At 63.4% G+C, this 14,990-nt stretch carries 13 protein-coding genes and 1 pseudogene; 7 read left to right on the forward strand and 7 right to left on the reverse strand.

Translation table 11 applies throughout. The features are described 5' to 3' along the window. Nucleotides 1-123 precede the first annotated feature (123 nt). Nucleotides 124-1,701, reverse strand: coding sequence for a trimethylamine methyltransferase family protein (locus NKI06_RS21870; protein WP_352987101.1), 1,578 nt, complete (start codon nucleotides 1,699-1,701; stop codon nucleotides 124-126). Nucleotides 1,702-1,972: 271 nt separating this feature from the next. Here NKI06_RS21870 and NKI06_RS21875 point away from each other — a divergent pair, with 271 nt between their 5' ends. The 5 genes from NKI06_RS21875 (at nucleotide 1,973) to NKI06_RS21895 (ending at nucleotide 8,207) form a co-directional block, all read left to right on the forward strand. Continuing rightward, nucleotides 1,973-3,148, forward strand: a complete 1,176-nt coding sequence (locus NKI06_RS21875; RefSeq protein ID WP_352657565.1) for an MFS transporter — start codon at nucleotides 1,973-1,975, stop codon at nucleotides 3,146-3,148. 146 nt (nucleotides 3,149-3,294) lie between these two features. Then, nucleotides 3,295-4,452 carry an MFS transporter gene (locus NKI06_RS21880; protein WP_352987103.1) on the forward strand — a complete coding sequence of 386 codons (1,158 nt, stop codon included), beginning with the start codon at nucleotides 3,295-3,297 and terminating at the stop codon, nucleotides 4,450-4,452. A 110-nt stretch (nucleotides 4,453-4,562) separates the two neighbouring features. Then, nucleotides 4,563-6,620 carry a prolyl oligopeptidase family serine peptidase gene (locus NKI06_RS21885; protein WP_502900607.1) on the forward strand — a complete coding sequence of 686 codons (2,058 nt, stop codon included), beginning with the start codon at nucleotides 4,563-4,565 and terminating at the stop codon, nucleotides 6,618-6,620. A gap of 32 nt (nucleotides 6,621-6,652) precedes the next feature. After that, nucleotides 6,653-6,775, forward strand: coding sequence for a hypothetical protein (locus NKI06_RS21890; RefSeq protein WP_023670422.1), 123 nt, complete (start codon nucleotides 6,653-6,655; stop codon nucleotides 6,773-6,775). A 52-nt stretch (nucleotides 6,776-6,827) separates the two neighbouring features. Further along, nucleotides 6,828-8,207, forward strand: coding sequence for an aspartate aminotransferase family protein (locus NKI06_RS21895; protein ID WP_352987107.1), 1,380 nt, complete (start codon nucleotides 6,828-6,830; stop codon nucleotides 8,205-8,207). 425 nt (nucleotides 8,208-8,632) lie between these two features. Here NKI06_RS21895 and mmsB read toward each other — a convergent pair whose 3' ends face one another. From mmsB to NKI06_RS21910, 3 genes are all read right to left on the reverse strand, one after another. Next, nucleotides 8,633-9,517 (reverse strand): 3-hydroxyisobutyrate dehydrogenase, encoded by an 885-nt coding sequence (gene mmsB, locus NKI06_RS21900; protein WP_352987108.1) that lies wholly within the window; start codon nucleotides 9,515-9,517, stop codon nucleotides 8,633-8,635. 70 nt (nucleotides 9,518-9,587) lie between these two features. Beyond that, nucleotides 9,588-9,956 carry a four helix bundle protein gene (locus tag NKI06_RS21905; RefSeq protein ID WP_352987110.1) on the reverse strand — a complete coding sequence of 123 codons (369 nt, stop codon included), beginning with the start codon at nucleotides 9,954-9,956 and terminating at the stop codon, nucleotides 9,588-9,590. Nucleotides 9,957-9,970: 14 nt separating this feature from the next. After that, entirely contained in the window at nucleotides 9,971-11,140 is a 1,170-nt protein-coding gene (locus NKI06_RS21910) for an isobutyryl-CoA dehydrogenase (RefSeq protein ID WP_352987112.1), read from the reverse strand. A gap of 149 nt (nucleotides 11,141-11,289) precedes the next feature. Here NKI06_RS21910 and NKI06_RS21915 point away from each other — a divergent pair, with 149 nt between their 5' ends. Together NKI06_RS21915 and NKI06_RS21920 are read left to right on the forward strand one after the other, a co-directional pair. After that, entirely contained in the window at nucleotides 11,290-11,898 is a 609-nt protein-coding gene (locus NKI06_RS21915; protein ID WP_352459147.1) for a dimethylsulfonioproprionate lyase family protein, read from the forward strand. 2 nt (nucleotides 11,899-11,900) lie between these two features. After that, on the forward strand, nucleotides 11,901-13,376 hold the full coding sequence (locus NKI06_RS21920) for a cobyric acid synthase (RefSeq protein ID WP_352987115.1): 1,476 nt from the start codon (nucleotides 11,901-11,903) through the stop codon (nucleotides 13,374-13,376). A 107-nt stretch (nucleotides 13,377-13,483) separates the two neighbouring features. Here the strand turns inward: NKI06_RS21920 and NKI06_RS21925 are convergent. The 3 genes and pseudogenes from NKI06_RS21925 to NKI06_RS21935 form a co-directional block, all read right to left on the reverse strand. After that, nucleotides 13,484-13,702: pseudogene (locus NKI06_RS21925) on the reverse strand (AraC family transcriptional regulator); the annotation flags it as partial. A gap of 98 nt (nucleotides 13,703-13,800) precedes the next feature. Beyond that, entirely contained in the window at nucleotides 13,801-13,971 is a 171-nt protein-coding gene (locus tag NKI06_RS21930; RefSeq protein WP_023670429.1) for a hypothetical protein, read from the reverse strand. A gap of 52 nt (nucleotides 13,972-14,023) precedes the next feature. Beyond that, on the reverse strand, nucleotides 14,024-14,809 hold the full coding sequence (locus NKI06_RS21935; protein ID WP_352987117.1) for a TSUP family transporter: 786 nt from the start codon (nucleotides 14,807-14,809) through the stop codon (nucleotides 14,024-14,026). Nucleotides 14,810-14,990 lie beyond the last annotated feature (181 nt).

Below are 14,990 nucleotides of genomic sequence, written 5' to 3' on the forward strand. Positions count from 1 at the left end.
CCGCCCTGTCTACTAAATTACACAGTGAAGGGCGCCGCGCCTGAGCCCCCCCCCGCCGCGGGGGTACCGGGTGGGCGGCTACCCCCGACGGAGTGGGGGTCGACTGTTCATCAACAACATTGATCAAAAATCGGTCGGCGCGCCGCCTTCGGACGTGCGCTTTTCGACGAAGTCGTTGAGCTCTTCGCGAATTGCCGGGTCCATATAGGGTTCCTCGTAGGATGCCAGCCGCTCCTTCCAGACCTTGTTGGCCTTTTCCAGCGCGGTCGGCGATCCGGCTTCGGCCCAGGTCTCGAAATTGCGCCAGTCGGAGAGGATGGGCGAGTAGAAGGCTGTCTTGTAGCGGTCCTGCGTGTGCTGGGTGCCGAAGAAATGGCCGCCGGGGCCGACCGACTGGATGGCGTCGAAGCCGAGCGCTTCGTCGGACAGGTCGAGCGGGGTGAGGAACTCGGCCACCATCTGCAACAGGTCGATGTCCAGCATGGTCTTCTCGTAGGAACAGCGCAGGCCGCCTTCGAGCCAGCCGGCGCCGTGCATCATCAGATTGCCGCCGCCCTGGATGGCGCCCCACAGCGAGAACACGCTTTCATAGGCTGCCTGCGCGTCGACGGTGTTGGCGGCGCAGGTATTGGAGGTGCGGTAGGGGATCTTGTAACGGCGGGCAAGCTGGCCGCCGACAAGCTGCGCCTTCATATATTCAGGTGTGCCGAAGGCCGGCGAGCCTGACTTCATGTCGACATTCGAGGTGAAGCCGCCATAGCCAACCGGCGCGCCCTTTCTCACCATCTGGGCAAAGGCGATGCCGGACAGCGCCTCGGCATTTTGCTGCACCAGCGCACCGGCGATGGTCACCGGCGCCATCGCGCCGGACAGGGTGAAGGGCGTGATGACGACGACCTGACCCTTGCTCGACATCTGGATGATGCCTTCCATCATCGGCACATCCAGTTTCAGCGGCGAATTGGTGTTGATGATGGTGAAGACGGACGGCTCTTCGAGCATCTGCTCATGGCTGATGCCGCGGGCGATCCTGGCGATCTCGATGCCGTCGACATTGCGCTCCTTGCCGAGCGAATAGATGTGGAACACCTTGTCGGTCAGCGTGGCGAGGTCGCGGATGCATTCGAGGTGGCGCACGGAAGGATGGATGTCGGTCGGCTCGACCGGATAACCGCCGGTGCAGTTCAGGATGTTGTGCATCTGCGCCAGACACAGGAAGTTGCGGTAGTCCTGCTGGTTGCCCGGACGGCGGCCGCGATCGAGGTCGGAGCAGTTCGGTGCCGACGCCATCATCGACAGGATCACATTGTTGCCGCCGAAGCGCACATTGTGCGCCGGGTTGCGGGCATGGAGCGTGAATTCCGACGGGCAGTTGGAGATGAGATCGAGGATCATGTCGCTGTCGAAGCGCACGCGCTCGCTGCCCTCGCGGACATCGGCGCCGTTTTCCTTCATCATGCGGCGCGCTTCGTCATGCAGCACGTCGACGCCTATTTCCCTCAAGACGCGCAGCGAGGCGAGGTGGATCGATTCCAGCTCGTCGTCAGAGACCAGCTTGGTCGGCGTTAGCGGATTTCTCAGTTGCCGAAAAGCCGGCTGTTCGAAGGCGGCCGAGCCGCCGGCGCGCTTGCCCGCACGGCCACCGCGACGGGCCCGGTCGGTTGCCAAAGGCGGTTCGGCTGGATGCAGGGCGGCGGTCATGATGGTCCTCGTACGATGCTGGTAGCGGGCGGCATAATGGACCGGCGGCTGTCCGGCCATTGCGGAGGCGGCGACCACTAGGACGAGGGAAGCGACATGCCCGAACGGCAGTCCGATAGTTGACAACCTTGCCGGGGATTAGCGGACAGGACGCGCCCACTGCGGCTCTTGGCGCAAGGGGATTTCAGGCGCGGCCCTTCCTTTCCCTAAATCGAACCGCTAGCTCAGTGGTTTGCCGCTGGATGGGCCGGCAATTCATGTGGAAGGCATCATGGCTGCGACCGGTTCGAGCGATGGCGAAGCGGGGACGCAATGGGCGGCGCTTGCCGGCGTAACTGCCGCCCTCGCGATGTTCGGTGCGGCGCAAGGGCTGAGCTCGCCGCTGTTTACGCTGCTGATGCAGAAGCAAGGCATGTCGCCGGCGCTGATCGGCTTGTCGGCAGCGATGATGCCGCTTGGCCTGATCCTTTCGGCCTCGTTCGTGCCGGCAGCCATTCGGCTGGTCGGCGCGCGCAACCTGGCTGTGGGTTGCTCATTGATTGGGGCGCTGTGCTTCCTCGGCATCGGCTACCTGCAGGACTGGGTGGGCTGGTTCGTCATCCGCTTCATCATCGGTATCGTCATCAACCCGCTCTATATACTGGGCGAAGTATGGGCGCTGTCGCTGGCGCCGCCGTCGCGCCGCGGCAGGGTGATGGGGGCATTCAACACCGTGCTGGGCGCTGGCTATGCTGCGGGGCCTTTGGTCCTGACCGCGGTAGGGATATCGGGCTGGGTTCCTTTCCTGGTCGGCATGGCCGGCTTCATCCTGTGCGCCGCGATCCTTCGTGCTGTTTCGTCAAGCCTCGCCGGCTTCGAGGATGACGGCCAATTGCCCGGCGGCTTTTTCGGTTTCGCCAGGCTGGCGCCGGCGCTGTTGTTTGCCGTGCTGGTTTCGGCGGCGGTCCAGCAGGGCACCTACGCTTTGATGCCGGTCTTCGGTGCCGCCTATGGCCTGCCCGAAAGGACGCTGGCGGCCTTGGTGATGGCACTGTCGCTGGGAAACATCTTCCTGCAGATCCCGCTCGGCCTGCTGGCCGAGCGTTTCGGCGGGCGGGCGATGATCATCTTCTGTGCGTTGGCGACAACGACCTGCGCGGTTTTGCTGCCGTTGCTGATCACGACGCCGGCGATCTGGCTCGTCCTTCTCGTCATGGGCGCTGTTGGCTACGGCGTCTACACCATGGCGCTGGTGGAGCTCGGCAGCCGCTTCAGGGGAACCGTGCTGGTCGCCGGCAACGCCGCCTTCGCCTTGATGTGGGGCGCCGGCGGCATTGTCGGCCCGCCTGGCGCCGGTGCGTTGATGCAGACCATCGGTCCGCTCGGCCTGCCGGTGGTGATCGCCGGACTCGACGCGCTGCTGGTGAGCTTCGCGCTCTATCGATCGTTCAAGCGCCAAAACTCCTGACGGCCCAAAACTCCTGACAGGCCAAAACTCCTGACAAGCCCAAAAACTCCTGACAGGCCTTGTCTGGAGCAAACGGTTTTTCCCGGGGCGGGGCTTACCCGCGTCGGACAGAAAAGCTAGTCCTGAATCTGGTTTAGGTCCCAATGATGAACCTGGCGGAAGCTGACAACGAGAAGATGCAGTGGGCGGCGATCAGCGGCGTGATCGCGACCGTCTCGGTGTTCGCCATCGCGCAAGGCCTGTCCTATCCGCTGCTGAGCTTCATCCTGCAACGCCAAGGCGTTTCGCCGGCCATCATCGGGCTCTCGGCGGCAATGACGCCGATCGGCTTCATTGCCTCGTCGCCGCTGATCCCGGCACTGGCGCGCCGGTTCGGGGCAGGGCGCACCGCGCTTACCTGCGCGGCGCTTTCGGCGATCGTTCTGGCGCTGATCGGGTGGACGCAGAATGTCTATCTGTGGTTTCCGCTGCGCTTCCTGATCGGGGTGGTGACCAATCCGCTCTATGTCTTGAGCGAAATCTGGGTCATTGCACTGGCGCCGCCATCGCGCCGCGGTCGCGTCATGGGTGTCTATTCAACCATCATCTCGGCCGGCTTCGCTGCCGGGCCGCTCTGCCTGCTCGCTGTCGGCACCGTGGGATGGCCGCCATTCCTGGTGGGGATCGCCGCCTTCATCTTTTGCGGCGCCTTCCTCGCGCTGGTGCTGCCGCGACTGCCGAAGGTCGACGAAGCTGGGCGCCGGGTTTCGGTCATGGGCTTCGTGCCACTGGCATGGCTACTGCTGTCGGCGGTGGTCGTTGCCGCCGGTTTCGAACAGGGCGTGCTGGCGCTGCTCCCGGTCTACGGCACGCACTATGGCATCGCGGAAGCGCGCATGTCGGCGCTGCTGTCGGTGATGATCGCAGGCAACATCGCCATGCAGGTGCCGCTCGGCTTGCTGGCGGAACGGCTGACGGCGCGGCTGGTGCGATTCGTCTGCGTCGTGGTGACTGTGCTGGGCTGCGTGCTGCTGCCGCTGCTGATCGAGACGCCGTTGATCTGGCCTTGCGTCTTTATCTGGGGCGCGGTCTCCTATGGCATCTACACCATGTCGATCATCGAACTCGGCGAGCGCTTTACCGGCTCGGCGCTGGTCGCCGGCAATGCCGCCTTCTCCCTGATGTGGGGCATCGGCGGCATCGTGGTGCCGCCGCTGGCGGGTGGCGTCATGGATGTGATGGGCGCCTCCGGCCTGCCGATCACGCTGGGCACGATTTGTCTGGCACTGGCTGTGGCCACGGTCCTGCGCCGGCGGATGGTTTGAGGCCGCATACCCCCGATGACCTGACGTCACCATCTTGAATAAAACCGCTTGCAACGCGATGTAGGCAGGGCTGCCCGCCACTAGCCTGGAGACTATGCGTGACCCAATCGATGACAAAACGCCAGACGGATGCCACCGCGGAGGACAAGTTCCTCTGGCTGGAGGACCGGACCAGCAAGGAATCGCTCGACTGGGTGCATCGCCAGAACGAGATCACCGTGGCCGAACTACAGGGCGATCCGTCCTACCAGGCGGCCTTCGAGACGGCGCTCGACCTGATGACGGCCGAGGACAACATTGCGGCCGGTGCCGCGCTCAACGGCCAAGTCTATAATTTCTGGCAAGACAAGACCAATGTGCTCGGCCTCTGGCGCCGCACGACGGTTGCTTCCTACAAGACCGAGAAGCCTGTGTGGGAGACGATCATCGACTTCGACGTGCTGTCGGCCAAGGAGGGGGTGAAGTGGGTGTTCAGCGGCGCCAGCCGCCTTTACCCCGATTTCAACCTTTGCCTGGTGGCGATGTCGCCGGATGGCGGCGATGCCAGCGAGATGCGCGAATTCGACATCGAGACCAAATCATTCATCGAGGGCGGCTTCCGCGCTCCCGCCTCGAAATCCGGCTTTTCCTGGCTGGACAAGGACACGGTCATTGTCTCGGCTGCCTTCAATGAAGACGACAAGACCCAGTCCGGTTATCCGCGCGTCGTCAAGCTGTGGAAGCGCGGCACCCGGTTGGAGGAGGCGACGCCGATCTTCGAGGCCGAGAAGCAGGATCTCGCGGCCGGCGCGGGGGTCGAGCATGATGGCGACAGGCAGTATTTGTTTCTGGCCCGCACGATCGCCTTCTTCTCCTCGCACAGTTTTCTGCGCCTGCCGTCGGGCGAAAACCGGCGCATCCCGCTGCCGGACGATGTCACCGACACCGCGCTGTTCAAGGGCCGGTTCGTGTTCGGGGTGCGCAGCCCATGGACGGCGCCGGGCGGCACTGAGTGCTTGCCGGACGGCCTCTATTCCTTCGATTTCGAACACTGGATGGACACCGGCGACCTGGGCCCTGTTGAAACCATGCTCGCGCCAGCGCACCGTGTTTCGGTCGCCGGCATTGCCCGCACTCAGGACCGGCTGTTCATCAATCTGATGGACAATGTGCGCGGCAAGGTCGTTGTCGCCGAGCGCAGCGGCGACCGCTGGTCGCTGAAGCCGGTGGCGCTGCCCGAGAACGGCAATGTCGGCATCGCGCATGCTGAGCATTTCGGTTCCAGCGTCTCCTTCTCCTTCACCGATTTCCTGACGCCGAGTTCGATCATCTGGTCGGATGATAACGGGGCGACGCTGGCCACCGTGAAATCGCAGCCGGCTCGGTTCGACGCCGCGCCGCTGGTCTCCGAACAGTTCGAGGCGCGCTCGAAGGACGGCACAATGGTCCCGTATTTCGTCGTCAGGCGGCGCGACCAGAAGGGTCCGGTGCCGACGCTGCTCTACGGCTATGGCGGCTTCGAAATACCGCTGCTGCCCGGCTATGCCGGCGTGCGCGGCAGGCTGTGGCTGGAAAAGGGCAACGCCTATGTGCAGGCCTGCATCCGCGGTGGCGGCGAGTTCGGGCCGGCCTGGCATCAGGCGGCGCTGAAGGGCAATCGCCAGACTGCCTTCGACGATTTCGCCGCGGTGGCTGAGGACGTCGTCAGGCGCGGCATAGCCACGGCTGCTTCCCTCGGCATCCAGGGCGGCTCGAATGGCGGCCTGCTTACCGGCGTTTCCCTGACGCAGCATCCCCAACTGTTCGGCGCCGTCATCATCGAGGTGCCGCTGCTCGACATGCTGCGCTACACCGAACTGCCGCCAGGCGCCTCGTGGATCGGCGAATATGGCGATCCGGCAAAACCGGAAGAGGCCAAGTGGCTCGCCGCCTATTCGCCGTACCATCATGTCTCGGCCGATGCCGACTATCCCCCGGTGCTGCTCACGACATCGACCGCCGACGACCGCGTCCATCCCGGCCATGCCCGCAAGATGGCGGCGAAGCTGCAGGAGGCAGGTCACGGCAAGACGTTGTTCTTCGAGGAGACGGAAGGCGGCCATGGCGGGCGCGGCGACCGCCGGCCGCAAGCGGCGCAAACCGCCATGAAATACGTGTTCCTGCAAAGGGTATTGAGCGGCACCGCTTGAATTCCGGGCCTCGGGCGGCATAGACTGCAGCCATGGTCTACATGAGCACATCCGGCGCCTTCGGGGTCGCGGTGACACCGTCGCCGCGCACGCTGCGCGCCGAACTGCTCAGGCTGTGCGCCCGCATCGGCTATTCGCCGCCCGCCGTCCTCTGACGAAGTCGCCCCGGCAGCTTGCCGGTTTGATTCCAGAGGAAAGAGCAAACCCATGACTTACCAGAACTATTCGCTGAAGCAGCTTCAGCAGATTGACGCCGCGCATCATCTGCATCCCTTCACCGACCACAAGGAATTGCGCGAGACCGGCTCGCGCATCATCACCCACGCCAACGGCCCGTTCATCTACGATGCCGACGGCACCGAAATACTCGACGGCATGGCCGGGCTGTGGTGCGTCAATGTCGGCTATGGCCGCGACGAGCTGGCCGACGCCGCTTACGCGCAGATGAAGGAATTGCCCTACTATAATTCCTTCTTCAAATGCTCGACGCCGACGCCCGTGCTGCTGTCGAAGAAGCTGGCCGAGCTGGCGCCCACGGGCATCGCCCAGGTGTTTTACGGCTCCTCCGGCTCGGAGGCCAACGACACGGCGCTGCGGCTCGTGCGCCACTATTGGGTGCTGGAAGGCAAGCCGGAGAAGAACCGCATCATCTCGCGCAAGTCGGCCTATCACGGCTCGACCGTCGCCGGCACGTCGCTGGGCGGCATGGATTTGATGCACAAGCAGCTCGGCGGGGCGGTGCCCAACATCGTCCATGTCATGATGCCCTATGCCTATGAGTTGGCGCTGCCTGGCGAAAGCGACCATGATTTCGGCCTGCGCGCGGCCAAGGCCGTCGAGGACGCCATCCTCGAAGCCGGTGCCGACAAGGTGGCGGCCTTCATCGGCGAGCCGGTGATGGGCGCGGGCGGGGTGAAAATACCGCCGATGAGCTATTGGCCGGAAGTGCAGCGCATCTGCCGCAAATACGATGTGCTTTTGATGCTGGACGAGGTCATCACCGGCTATGGCCGCACCGGCGAATGGTTTGCGGCGCAGACCTTCGGCGTCGAGGCCGACACCATCACCACGGCCAAGGCACTGACCTCGGGCTATCAGCCGCTGTCGGCGCTGCTGGTCGGCGACCGTATCGCGGCGACGCTGGTCGAAAAGGGCGGCGAGTTCTACCACGGCTATACCTATTCGGGTCACCCGGTGGCCTGCGCAGTGGCGCTGAAGAATCTCGAGATCATGGAGCGGGAAGGCCTGGTCGACAGGGTCAAGAACGACACCGGTCCGTATTTCGCCCAAGCGCTGCAAGAGCGCATTGCCGGCCACGAACTGGTCGGCGAGGTGCGATCGATCGGGCTGATGGGCGCGATCGAGATCGTCAAGGACAAGGCGACCAAGGAGCGCTTCCTGCCGGCGGGCAGTGCCGCCGTCACCATTCGCGACCACGCCATCGCCCAAGGCCTGATGCTGCGTGCCACCGGCGACACGATGATCCTGTCGCCGCCGCTGATCTGGACCCGCGCGACGATCGACATGGCTTGCGATCGCATCGCCAAAGCGCTGGATCTGGCGCAAGCGGATTTGCGCAAGAAGTAGATGGAACGAGCGCCGGGCGCCTTGCAAACAGGGCGCCCGGACTGTGCGCCTGCTTATCGTCAGGGTCGACGGGGTCAGCGCACCGATCGTGCTGGTCAATGAAGACCATGAGGCAATTCCGAACGCTGCAATCGGAATAATAATTCAGACCGAGCAGTATAGTACTGCAAGACGCAAAAACCGCGCTCCATGGGAACGCGGCTTTGCCAGATACGCACGGCATTTCGCCAACAATACACTTGCGAAACTTACGGGCTCCGGTACGCGAGACCTGATCCGGAGCGCCGGGCGGATGCGATATGTCCGCCTCGCCATCCGTTATATAGGCACATCGTTACCGCCGGGTTATCGAGAGCTTAAGCAAATCTAAATTTGCAATTTTTTCGCGCAATAAAAATCGAGAAAAGCGCTGCCAAATTCGAAACTTATAGAGAACTGCCGCGAAGGAAATTTATGATGCCGGAAAAATCCGATCCGCCATTTCCCTGGGCGTTGAACAGCGCATAAAGCTGGGCTGCTTCGGCCCCCATTGGCGTCACCGCGCCGGCGCTTTGGGCCGCCTCCTGCGCCAGCTTCAGGTCCTTCAGCATGAGTGCCGCGGCAAAGCCCGGTTTGTAGTCGCGGTTGGCGGGTGAGGCCGGCACGGGACCCGGCACCGGGCAATAGGTGGTCAGCGACCAGCACTGGCCCGACGAGGTCGAGGCAACGTCGAACAGGGCCTGATGCGAGAGGCCGAGCTTTTCGGCCAGCACGAAGGCCTCTGCGACGCCGATCATCGAAATGCCGAGCATCATGTTGTTGCAGATTTTGGCTGCCTGACCGGCGCCGTCGTCGCCGCAATGGACGATGCGGCCGGCCATCGGCTTCAGGACCGGTTCGGCCTTAGCGAAGGCATCCTTGGCGCCGCCGGCCATGAAGGTTAGCGTTCCCGCAGCAGCACCGCCGGTGCCGCCGGAGACGGGGGCGTCGATCGAATGCAGCCCTTGCTTCCTTGCTACGGCATGCGCCTTGCGGGCCGACTCGACATCGATGGTCGAGGAATCAATGAACAGGGCGCCTGGTTTGGCCTTGGATGCGATGTCCTCGTAGACCGAGAGCACGTGCTTGCCGGCGGGGAGCATGGTGATCACGACATCGGCGTCTTTCACCGCGACAACAGCATTCGCCATGACAATGACGCCATGCTCGCGGGCGACGGTGAGGTTTTCCGGCATCAGGTCAAAGCCGTGCACCACGTGCCCCGCCTTGACGAGATTGGCAGCCATCGGGTTGCCCATATTGCCCAAGCCGATGAAGGCGACAGTGGTCATAGCGGTGCTCCATGATGAGTAGGCAGTAGGCAGTAGGCAGTAGGCAGTAGGCGGTAGGCAGTAGGGCGACCTATTTGGGTGCGATTTTGATAATAAGTTGGCGAAGCATCTTTCCGATGGCCTCGGCCGCCAGAAGCAGGTGCTCAGCTCGCCCATGCGTGGCAACGCCAATGCGTTGAGCGATTTGGAGGTGTGTCTCGAACTCCTTCAGCGAGCCTTGGGCTATCCTGAGAAATTGCTGATAGGAGCCTCGGTTGTCTCGGCCATAGCCTTCCGCGATGTTTGCAGGGATAGAGGTTGCTGAACGGCGGATTTGGCTGGTCAGCCCATATAATTCCTCTTTGGGCCATGTCTTGGTCAATGAGTAGGTGCTGACAGCCAGATCCATCGCCTGCTGCCATACGATAAGATCCTTGTACGAGTTGATCTTGCCGGTCATCCTTTGCCTACTGCCTACTGCCGTCCGATCAACGCCCGCGCGATGATCACGCGCATAATCTCGTTGGTGCCTTCGAGGATCTGGTGGACGCGCAGGTCGCGCACCAGTTTTTCGATGCCGTAATCATGGAGATAGCCGTAGCCGCCATGCAGCTGCAGCGCCTCGTTCGCGACGTTGAAGCCGATGTCGGTGACGAAGCGCTTGGCCATGGCCGACCATTTGCCGGCATCCGGCGCCTTGCGGTCGAGTTTCGAGGCGGCGGCGTAGAGAAAGATCCGCGCTGCCTGCAATTCGGTCTCCATGTCGGCCAACCTGAACTGCAGCGCCTGGAACTGGTTGATCTTCGAGCCGAAAGCCTTGCGCTCGGCGGTATAGGACAGCGCCTTGTCGAGCGCCGATTGCGCGCCGCCGAGCGAGCATGCCGCAATGTTGAGGCGGCCGCCGTCAAGGCCGGCCATGGCGATGCCGAAACCTGCGCCTTCCCCCGACAGCAGGTTTGCAGCCGGCACCTTGCAGTCCTCGAAGATCACCTGGCGGGTCGACTGCATGTGCCAGCCCATCTTGTGCTCGTTGGCGCCGAAGGACAGGCCGGGCGCATCCTTCGATACAACGAAGGTGGAAATGCCTTTCGGCCCGTCGGCGCCGGTGCGCGCCATGACGACATAGAGGTCGCTGTCGCCGGCCCCGGAGATGAACTGCTTGGCGCCGTTAAGCACATAGTCGTCGCCGCTCTTCACCGCGCGCGTCTTCAGCGCCGCGGCATCCGAGCCTGAGCCCGGCTCGGTCAGGCAGTAGCTCGCCAGCCATTCCATCGAGGTCAGCTTCGGCAGGAAGCGTTGGCGCTGCTCGTCGTCGCCGAAGCGGTCGATCATCGACGCCGCCATATTGTGGATCGAGATGAAGGAGGAAAACGCCGGATCGGCGTGCGACAGTGCCTCGAAGATCAGCACGGCGTCGAGCCGGCCGAGCGCCGAGCCGCCGACATCGTCCCTGACATAGATGCCGCCAAGGCCAAGCGGGCCGGTCTCGCGGATTACATCGGCGGGAAAGTGTCTTGCCCGGTCCCATTCGAGCGCATTGGGCGCAACGCGATCGGCGGCGAAGGCCTGTGCCATCTCCTGGATGGCGCGCTGCTCCTCATTGAGTTCGAACTGACTGGTGCTCGCATCGACCGCGGCGTCCATGGCGTGCTCCCTGTGTTTCCCCAGTTGGGGTTGGCTTGCTGGCCTGTTGTTTTTGGCTTTGCGCGCCGCTCAATCTAGACCAATGATGCCGCCGCGCAACCCGGCTCGCCGCGCAGCCGCTGTGCATGAATGGATCAACGGAGCATTGCGTGCCGACATATTTCGACGAATTGCTCGACCGCTTCCATGCCTATCTCCGGGGCGTGGACAACGCGCTGGTGCGGGACGCCGTGACCCGGATCGGCTGGAATATGACGGCGCGCGTGCTCGAAGCGCATCCGCTGCCTTGCCTTGGTCTGCTCGACCGCATTGTCGAACTGGCGCCGCCGGACCCGCAGCCTCTGGTGCAACTGCTGGCGGAGCGTCGTGACGATCTGTGCTGGGGGCAGACCTACAACGCGAGCGATTTTGGTGAAGCGTTCTTGCAAAAATACGGCTGGCTGGAGGTGTTTGGCACGCGCGGCCATTTCGCCAATGAAGAGGTCGCGGCCGGATTGCTGATCCTGGGGCCCGGCATCACCTATCCCGACCATCATCACATTGCCGAGGAGATCTACATTCCGCTGACCGGCGGCACCGAATGGCGCATGGGCGAGGGCGGCTTTCACATCCGCCAGGCGGGCGAAATTATCCATCACGCCTCCAATGTCAGCCATGCCATGCGCACCGGCAGCGAACCGTTGCTGGCGCTCTACATCTGGCGCGGCGGGCCGCTGTCGCAGAAGTCGACCGTTTCCGGCGCGCAGGGCAGGGGCTGAGCATGGCCAAGGCGATCATGCTGCAAGGCACGGGTTCGGATGTCGGCAAGACGGTGCTGGTGGCGGGGCTCTGCCGCGCGGCCAGGAATCGCGGGCTGAAAGTCAGGCCGTTCAAGCCGCAGAACATGTCGAACAATGCCGCCGTCGCCGACATTCCGGGCGACAACCGCCCCGGCGGCGGCGAGATTGGCCGTGGGCAATGGCTGCAAGCGCTGGCGTGTGGTGTTCAGCCGACCGTGCATATGAATCCGGTGCTGCTCAAACCCCAGAGCGATATCGGTTCGCAGGTGATCGTGCAAGGCAAGGTGTTCGGCGACGCGCGAGCGCGCGACTACCAGACAATGAAAGCGGGGCTGATGGACGCCGTGCTGGAGTCCTGGACGAAGGTCGGTGAGGGCGCCGATCTGGTCATCGTCGAGGGCGCCGGATCGCCGGCCGAAATCAACCTGCGCAGCCGCGACATCGCCAATATGGGCTTTGCCACACGCGCCGACGTGCCGGTGATTCTGGTCGGCGACATCGACCGCGGTGGCGTCATCGCTTCGGTCGCCGGCACGCATCTGATCCTACCGGAGGAAGACAGGCGCATGATCGTCGGCTACCTCATCAACAAGTTCCGCGGCGATGTCTCGCTGTTCGACGACGGCATCCGGTCGATCGAAAGCTTCACCGGCTGGCGCTGCTTTGGCGTCGTGCCGTGGCTGAAGGCGGCGGCGCGATTGCCGTCCGAGGATTCGGTCGTGCTCGAACGCCTGACGTCGGGCGAGAAGCGGGCGTTGAAGGTCGCCGTGCCGATGCTGTCGCGCATCGCCAATTTCGACGATCTCGATCCGCTCAAGGCCGAACCGCAGGTCGAAGTGGTGTTCGTGCCGCCGGGGCAGCGCTTGCCGGAGAATGCCGGCCTGGTGGTCATTCCCGGTTCCAAATCGACGATCGGCGATCTCATGAAGTTCCGCGAGAATGGCTGGGATCGCGATCTCCTCGCGCACCGCAAACGCGGCGGCCATGTCGTCGGTATCTGCGGCGGTTTCCAGATGCTCGGCCGCCTGGTGCGCGATCCCGATGGCATCGAGGGCAGTGTCACCGAGGCCGAGGGACTCGGCCTGCTCGACATCGAGACGGTAATGGAACCGGAAAAGACGGTGCGCAATGTCAGCGCCCGCTCAGTGCCGTTCGGCCTGGCGCTCGAGGGCTACGAAATTCATCTCGGCCGCACCACCGGGCCGGACATGGCGCGGCCGTCGGCTGTGATCAACGGCATCGACGACGGTGCGATTTCCGCCGACGGCAAGGTTTTTGGCACCTATCTGCACGGCCTGTTTTCCGCCGACGCTTTCCGGGCGAGATTCCTGGAAAGCCTCGGCGTGAAAGGCGGCGGCATCGACTATCGCGCGGACGTGGAAAAAGCGCTGGACGAGATCGCCACCGAGCTGGAGCGCCATCTTGAGTGCGATGCGATTTTTGGGTTAGCAAGGTAGGACCGTCCACCGTTTCGCCATCCTCGGGTCTGCGCGTCCGCTTCGTTTCCACTCCGTGGATGTCGAAGTTCGGGCGCTTTCGCCGACCTTCGACGCGGCGCTGAAGGACCAAGGCCGATGGCGAAGGATTCTGCGAAACTGATCACCAGCGGGACGGTGAGCGAGGCGTATTCGACATTGCGAAAATGGCCGGGCGCCGTTTCGCGATAGCCACAAATGTCGGTGACCGCGTTCTGCAGCCGCAGGCCCGGCGCGCGCCGCACCATCTCGAACCGGTCGGCCACCGGGCGGTGCTGTTGATCGTGGCGCTCCGTCTCGCCGGACATGGTCATCCTCCGCGCGGAAGAGCCTAACGGACCATGCATCCAAAGCAAAAGCGCCCGGCTTTTGACCGGGCGCTTCGAATTGCAGAAGTCGCGGGCGCCTAGGCGCCGCGCATCAGGCAGGCGGCGGCAAGCACGATGTATGCGATGAGGACAATCCACACCGCAGCCAGAGGAATGAACGCAAGAACGCCAAGCGCGGCGAGCACGCCGATGATGGCGATGACAAGGGATATGATGAAAACAAGCTGAGTGGGTGCACTAAGATTCATGTGTGGTCCCTCCAACATGATTCGTACAACGGCACTCTATCAGGCGTGAGGCTTATACACCAATCAGCTGGCGCAATGGGTTCGCCGGGTCGGCCAGCAGCTTCACCGCCAGAGCCAGGCAGATGATCACCAGCAGCGGCTTGATCAGCCGGGCGCCGATGCGGATGGCAAGGCTGGCGCCGAGCCGGGCGCCGAGGAACTGGGCGACGCCCATCATCAGCCCGATCTTCCAGTAGACGACGCCGGCGACCGCAAAGACGATGAAGCCGCCGATGTTGGAGGCGAAATTGAGTAGCTTGGTGTGTGCCGTCGCCTTGAGCACGCCGAAGCCGGCAAGGCTGACGAAGGCCAGCATATAGAAGGAGCCGGCTCCCGGCCCGAACAGCCCGTCATAGAAGCCGACCAAAGGGGCGATGACCAGCCCGAACAGGAAGGGCGACAGGCGCTCGGCGCGGTCGACATCGTTCATGTTGGGTTTCACGGCGAAGTAGATCGCGATGGCGATCAAAAGCAGCGGCAGCAGCGCCCGCAGGAGATCACCTGGCACGAATGCCGCCAGCAAGGCGCCGACGGCACTGCCGGTAAGGGCCAGAAGCGCCGATGGCAGCTGTCGGCGCAGATCGACACGGCCATTCCTGGCATAGTGGATGGTCGCCGAAGCGGTGCCGAAAATGCCCTGCAGCTTGTTGGTTCCAAGTGCTGCGACCGGCGGGAATCCGGCAAGCAGCAGGGCCGGGATGGTGATCAGCCCGCCGCCGCCGGCTATCGAATCGACAAAGCCGGCTGCAAAGGCGGCCAAGGCAAGCATGATGACGGTGTGGGTAGCGAGGTCGAGCATCGGGATTTCTGAACATTCCGGCGGGAAAGGTGATGCCGCGCCTTCTCATGGCCATCTGGTTTGCGCAAGGCCGATTCCGCGCTACGTCCATCCAAGCGCGTTGCGCTTGGATTTCCTGTGGTGCATGTCATTATCCCAATACCGCTGGGCAATTTTGGGTCATATGCACTGGGCGGGCTCG

Source organism: Mesorhizobium sp. M0772 (genome assembly GCF_040320135.1).
Lineage (GTDB): Bacteria > Pseudomonadota > Alphaproteobacteria > Rhizobiales > Rhizobiaceae > Mesorhizobium.

Coding starts and splice junctions, on each gene's coding strand:
- NKI06_RS21870 (WP_352987101.1), bottom strand. CDS start 1,701: ATGACCGCCGCCCTGCATCCAGCCGAACCGCCTTTGGCAACCGACCGG.
- NKI06_RS21875 (WP_352657565.1), top strand. CDS start 1,973: ATGGCTGCGACCGGTTCGAGCGATGGCGAAGCGGGGACGCAATGGGCG.
- NKI06_RS21880 (WP_352987103.1), top strand. CDS start 3,295: ATGAACCTGGCGGAAGCTGACAACGAGAAGATGCAGTGGGCGGCGATC.
- NKI06_RS21885 (WP_502900607.1), top strand. CDS start 4,563: ATGACAAAACGCCAGACGGATGCCACCGCGGAGGACAAGTTCCTCTGG.
- NKI06_RS21890 (WP_023670422.1), top strand. CDS start 6,653: ATGGTCTACATGAGCACATCCGGCGCCTTCGGGGTCGCGGTGACACCG.
- NKI06_RS21895 (WP_352987107.1), top strand. CDS start 6,828: ATGACTTACCAGAACTATTCGCTGAAGCAGCTTCAGCAGATTGACGCC.
- mmsB (WP_352987108.1), bottom strand. CDS start 9,517: ATGACCACTGTCGCCTTCATCGGCTTGGGCAATATGGGCAACCCGATG.
- NKI06_RS21905 (WP_352987110.1), bottom strand. CDS start 9,956: ATGACCGGCAAGATCAACTCGTACAAGGATCTTATCGTATGGCAGCAG.
- NKI06_RS21910 (WP_352987112.1), bottom strand. CDS start 11,140: ATGGACGCCGCGGTCGATGCGAGCACCAGTCAGTTCGAACTCAATGAG.
- NKI06_RS21920 (WP_352987115.1), top strand. CDS start 11,901: ATGGCCAAGGCGATCATGCTGCAAGGCACGGGTTCGGATGTCGGCAAG.
- NKI06_RS21930 (WP_023670429.1), bottom strand. CDS start 13,971: ATGAATCTTAGTGCACCCACTCAGCTTGTTTTCATCATATCCCTTGTC.
- NKI06_RS21935 (WP_352987117.1), bottom strand. CDS start 14,809: ATGCTCGACCTCGCTACCCACACCGTCATCATGCTTGCCTTGGCCGCC.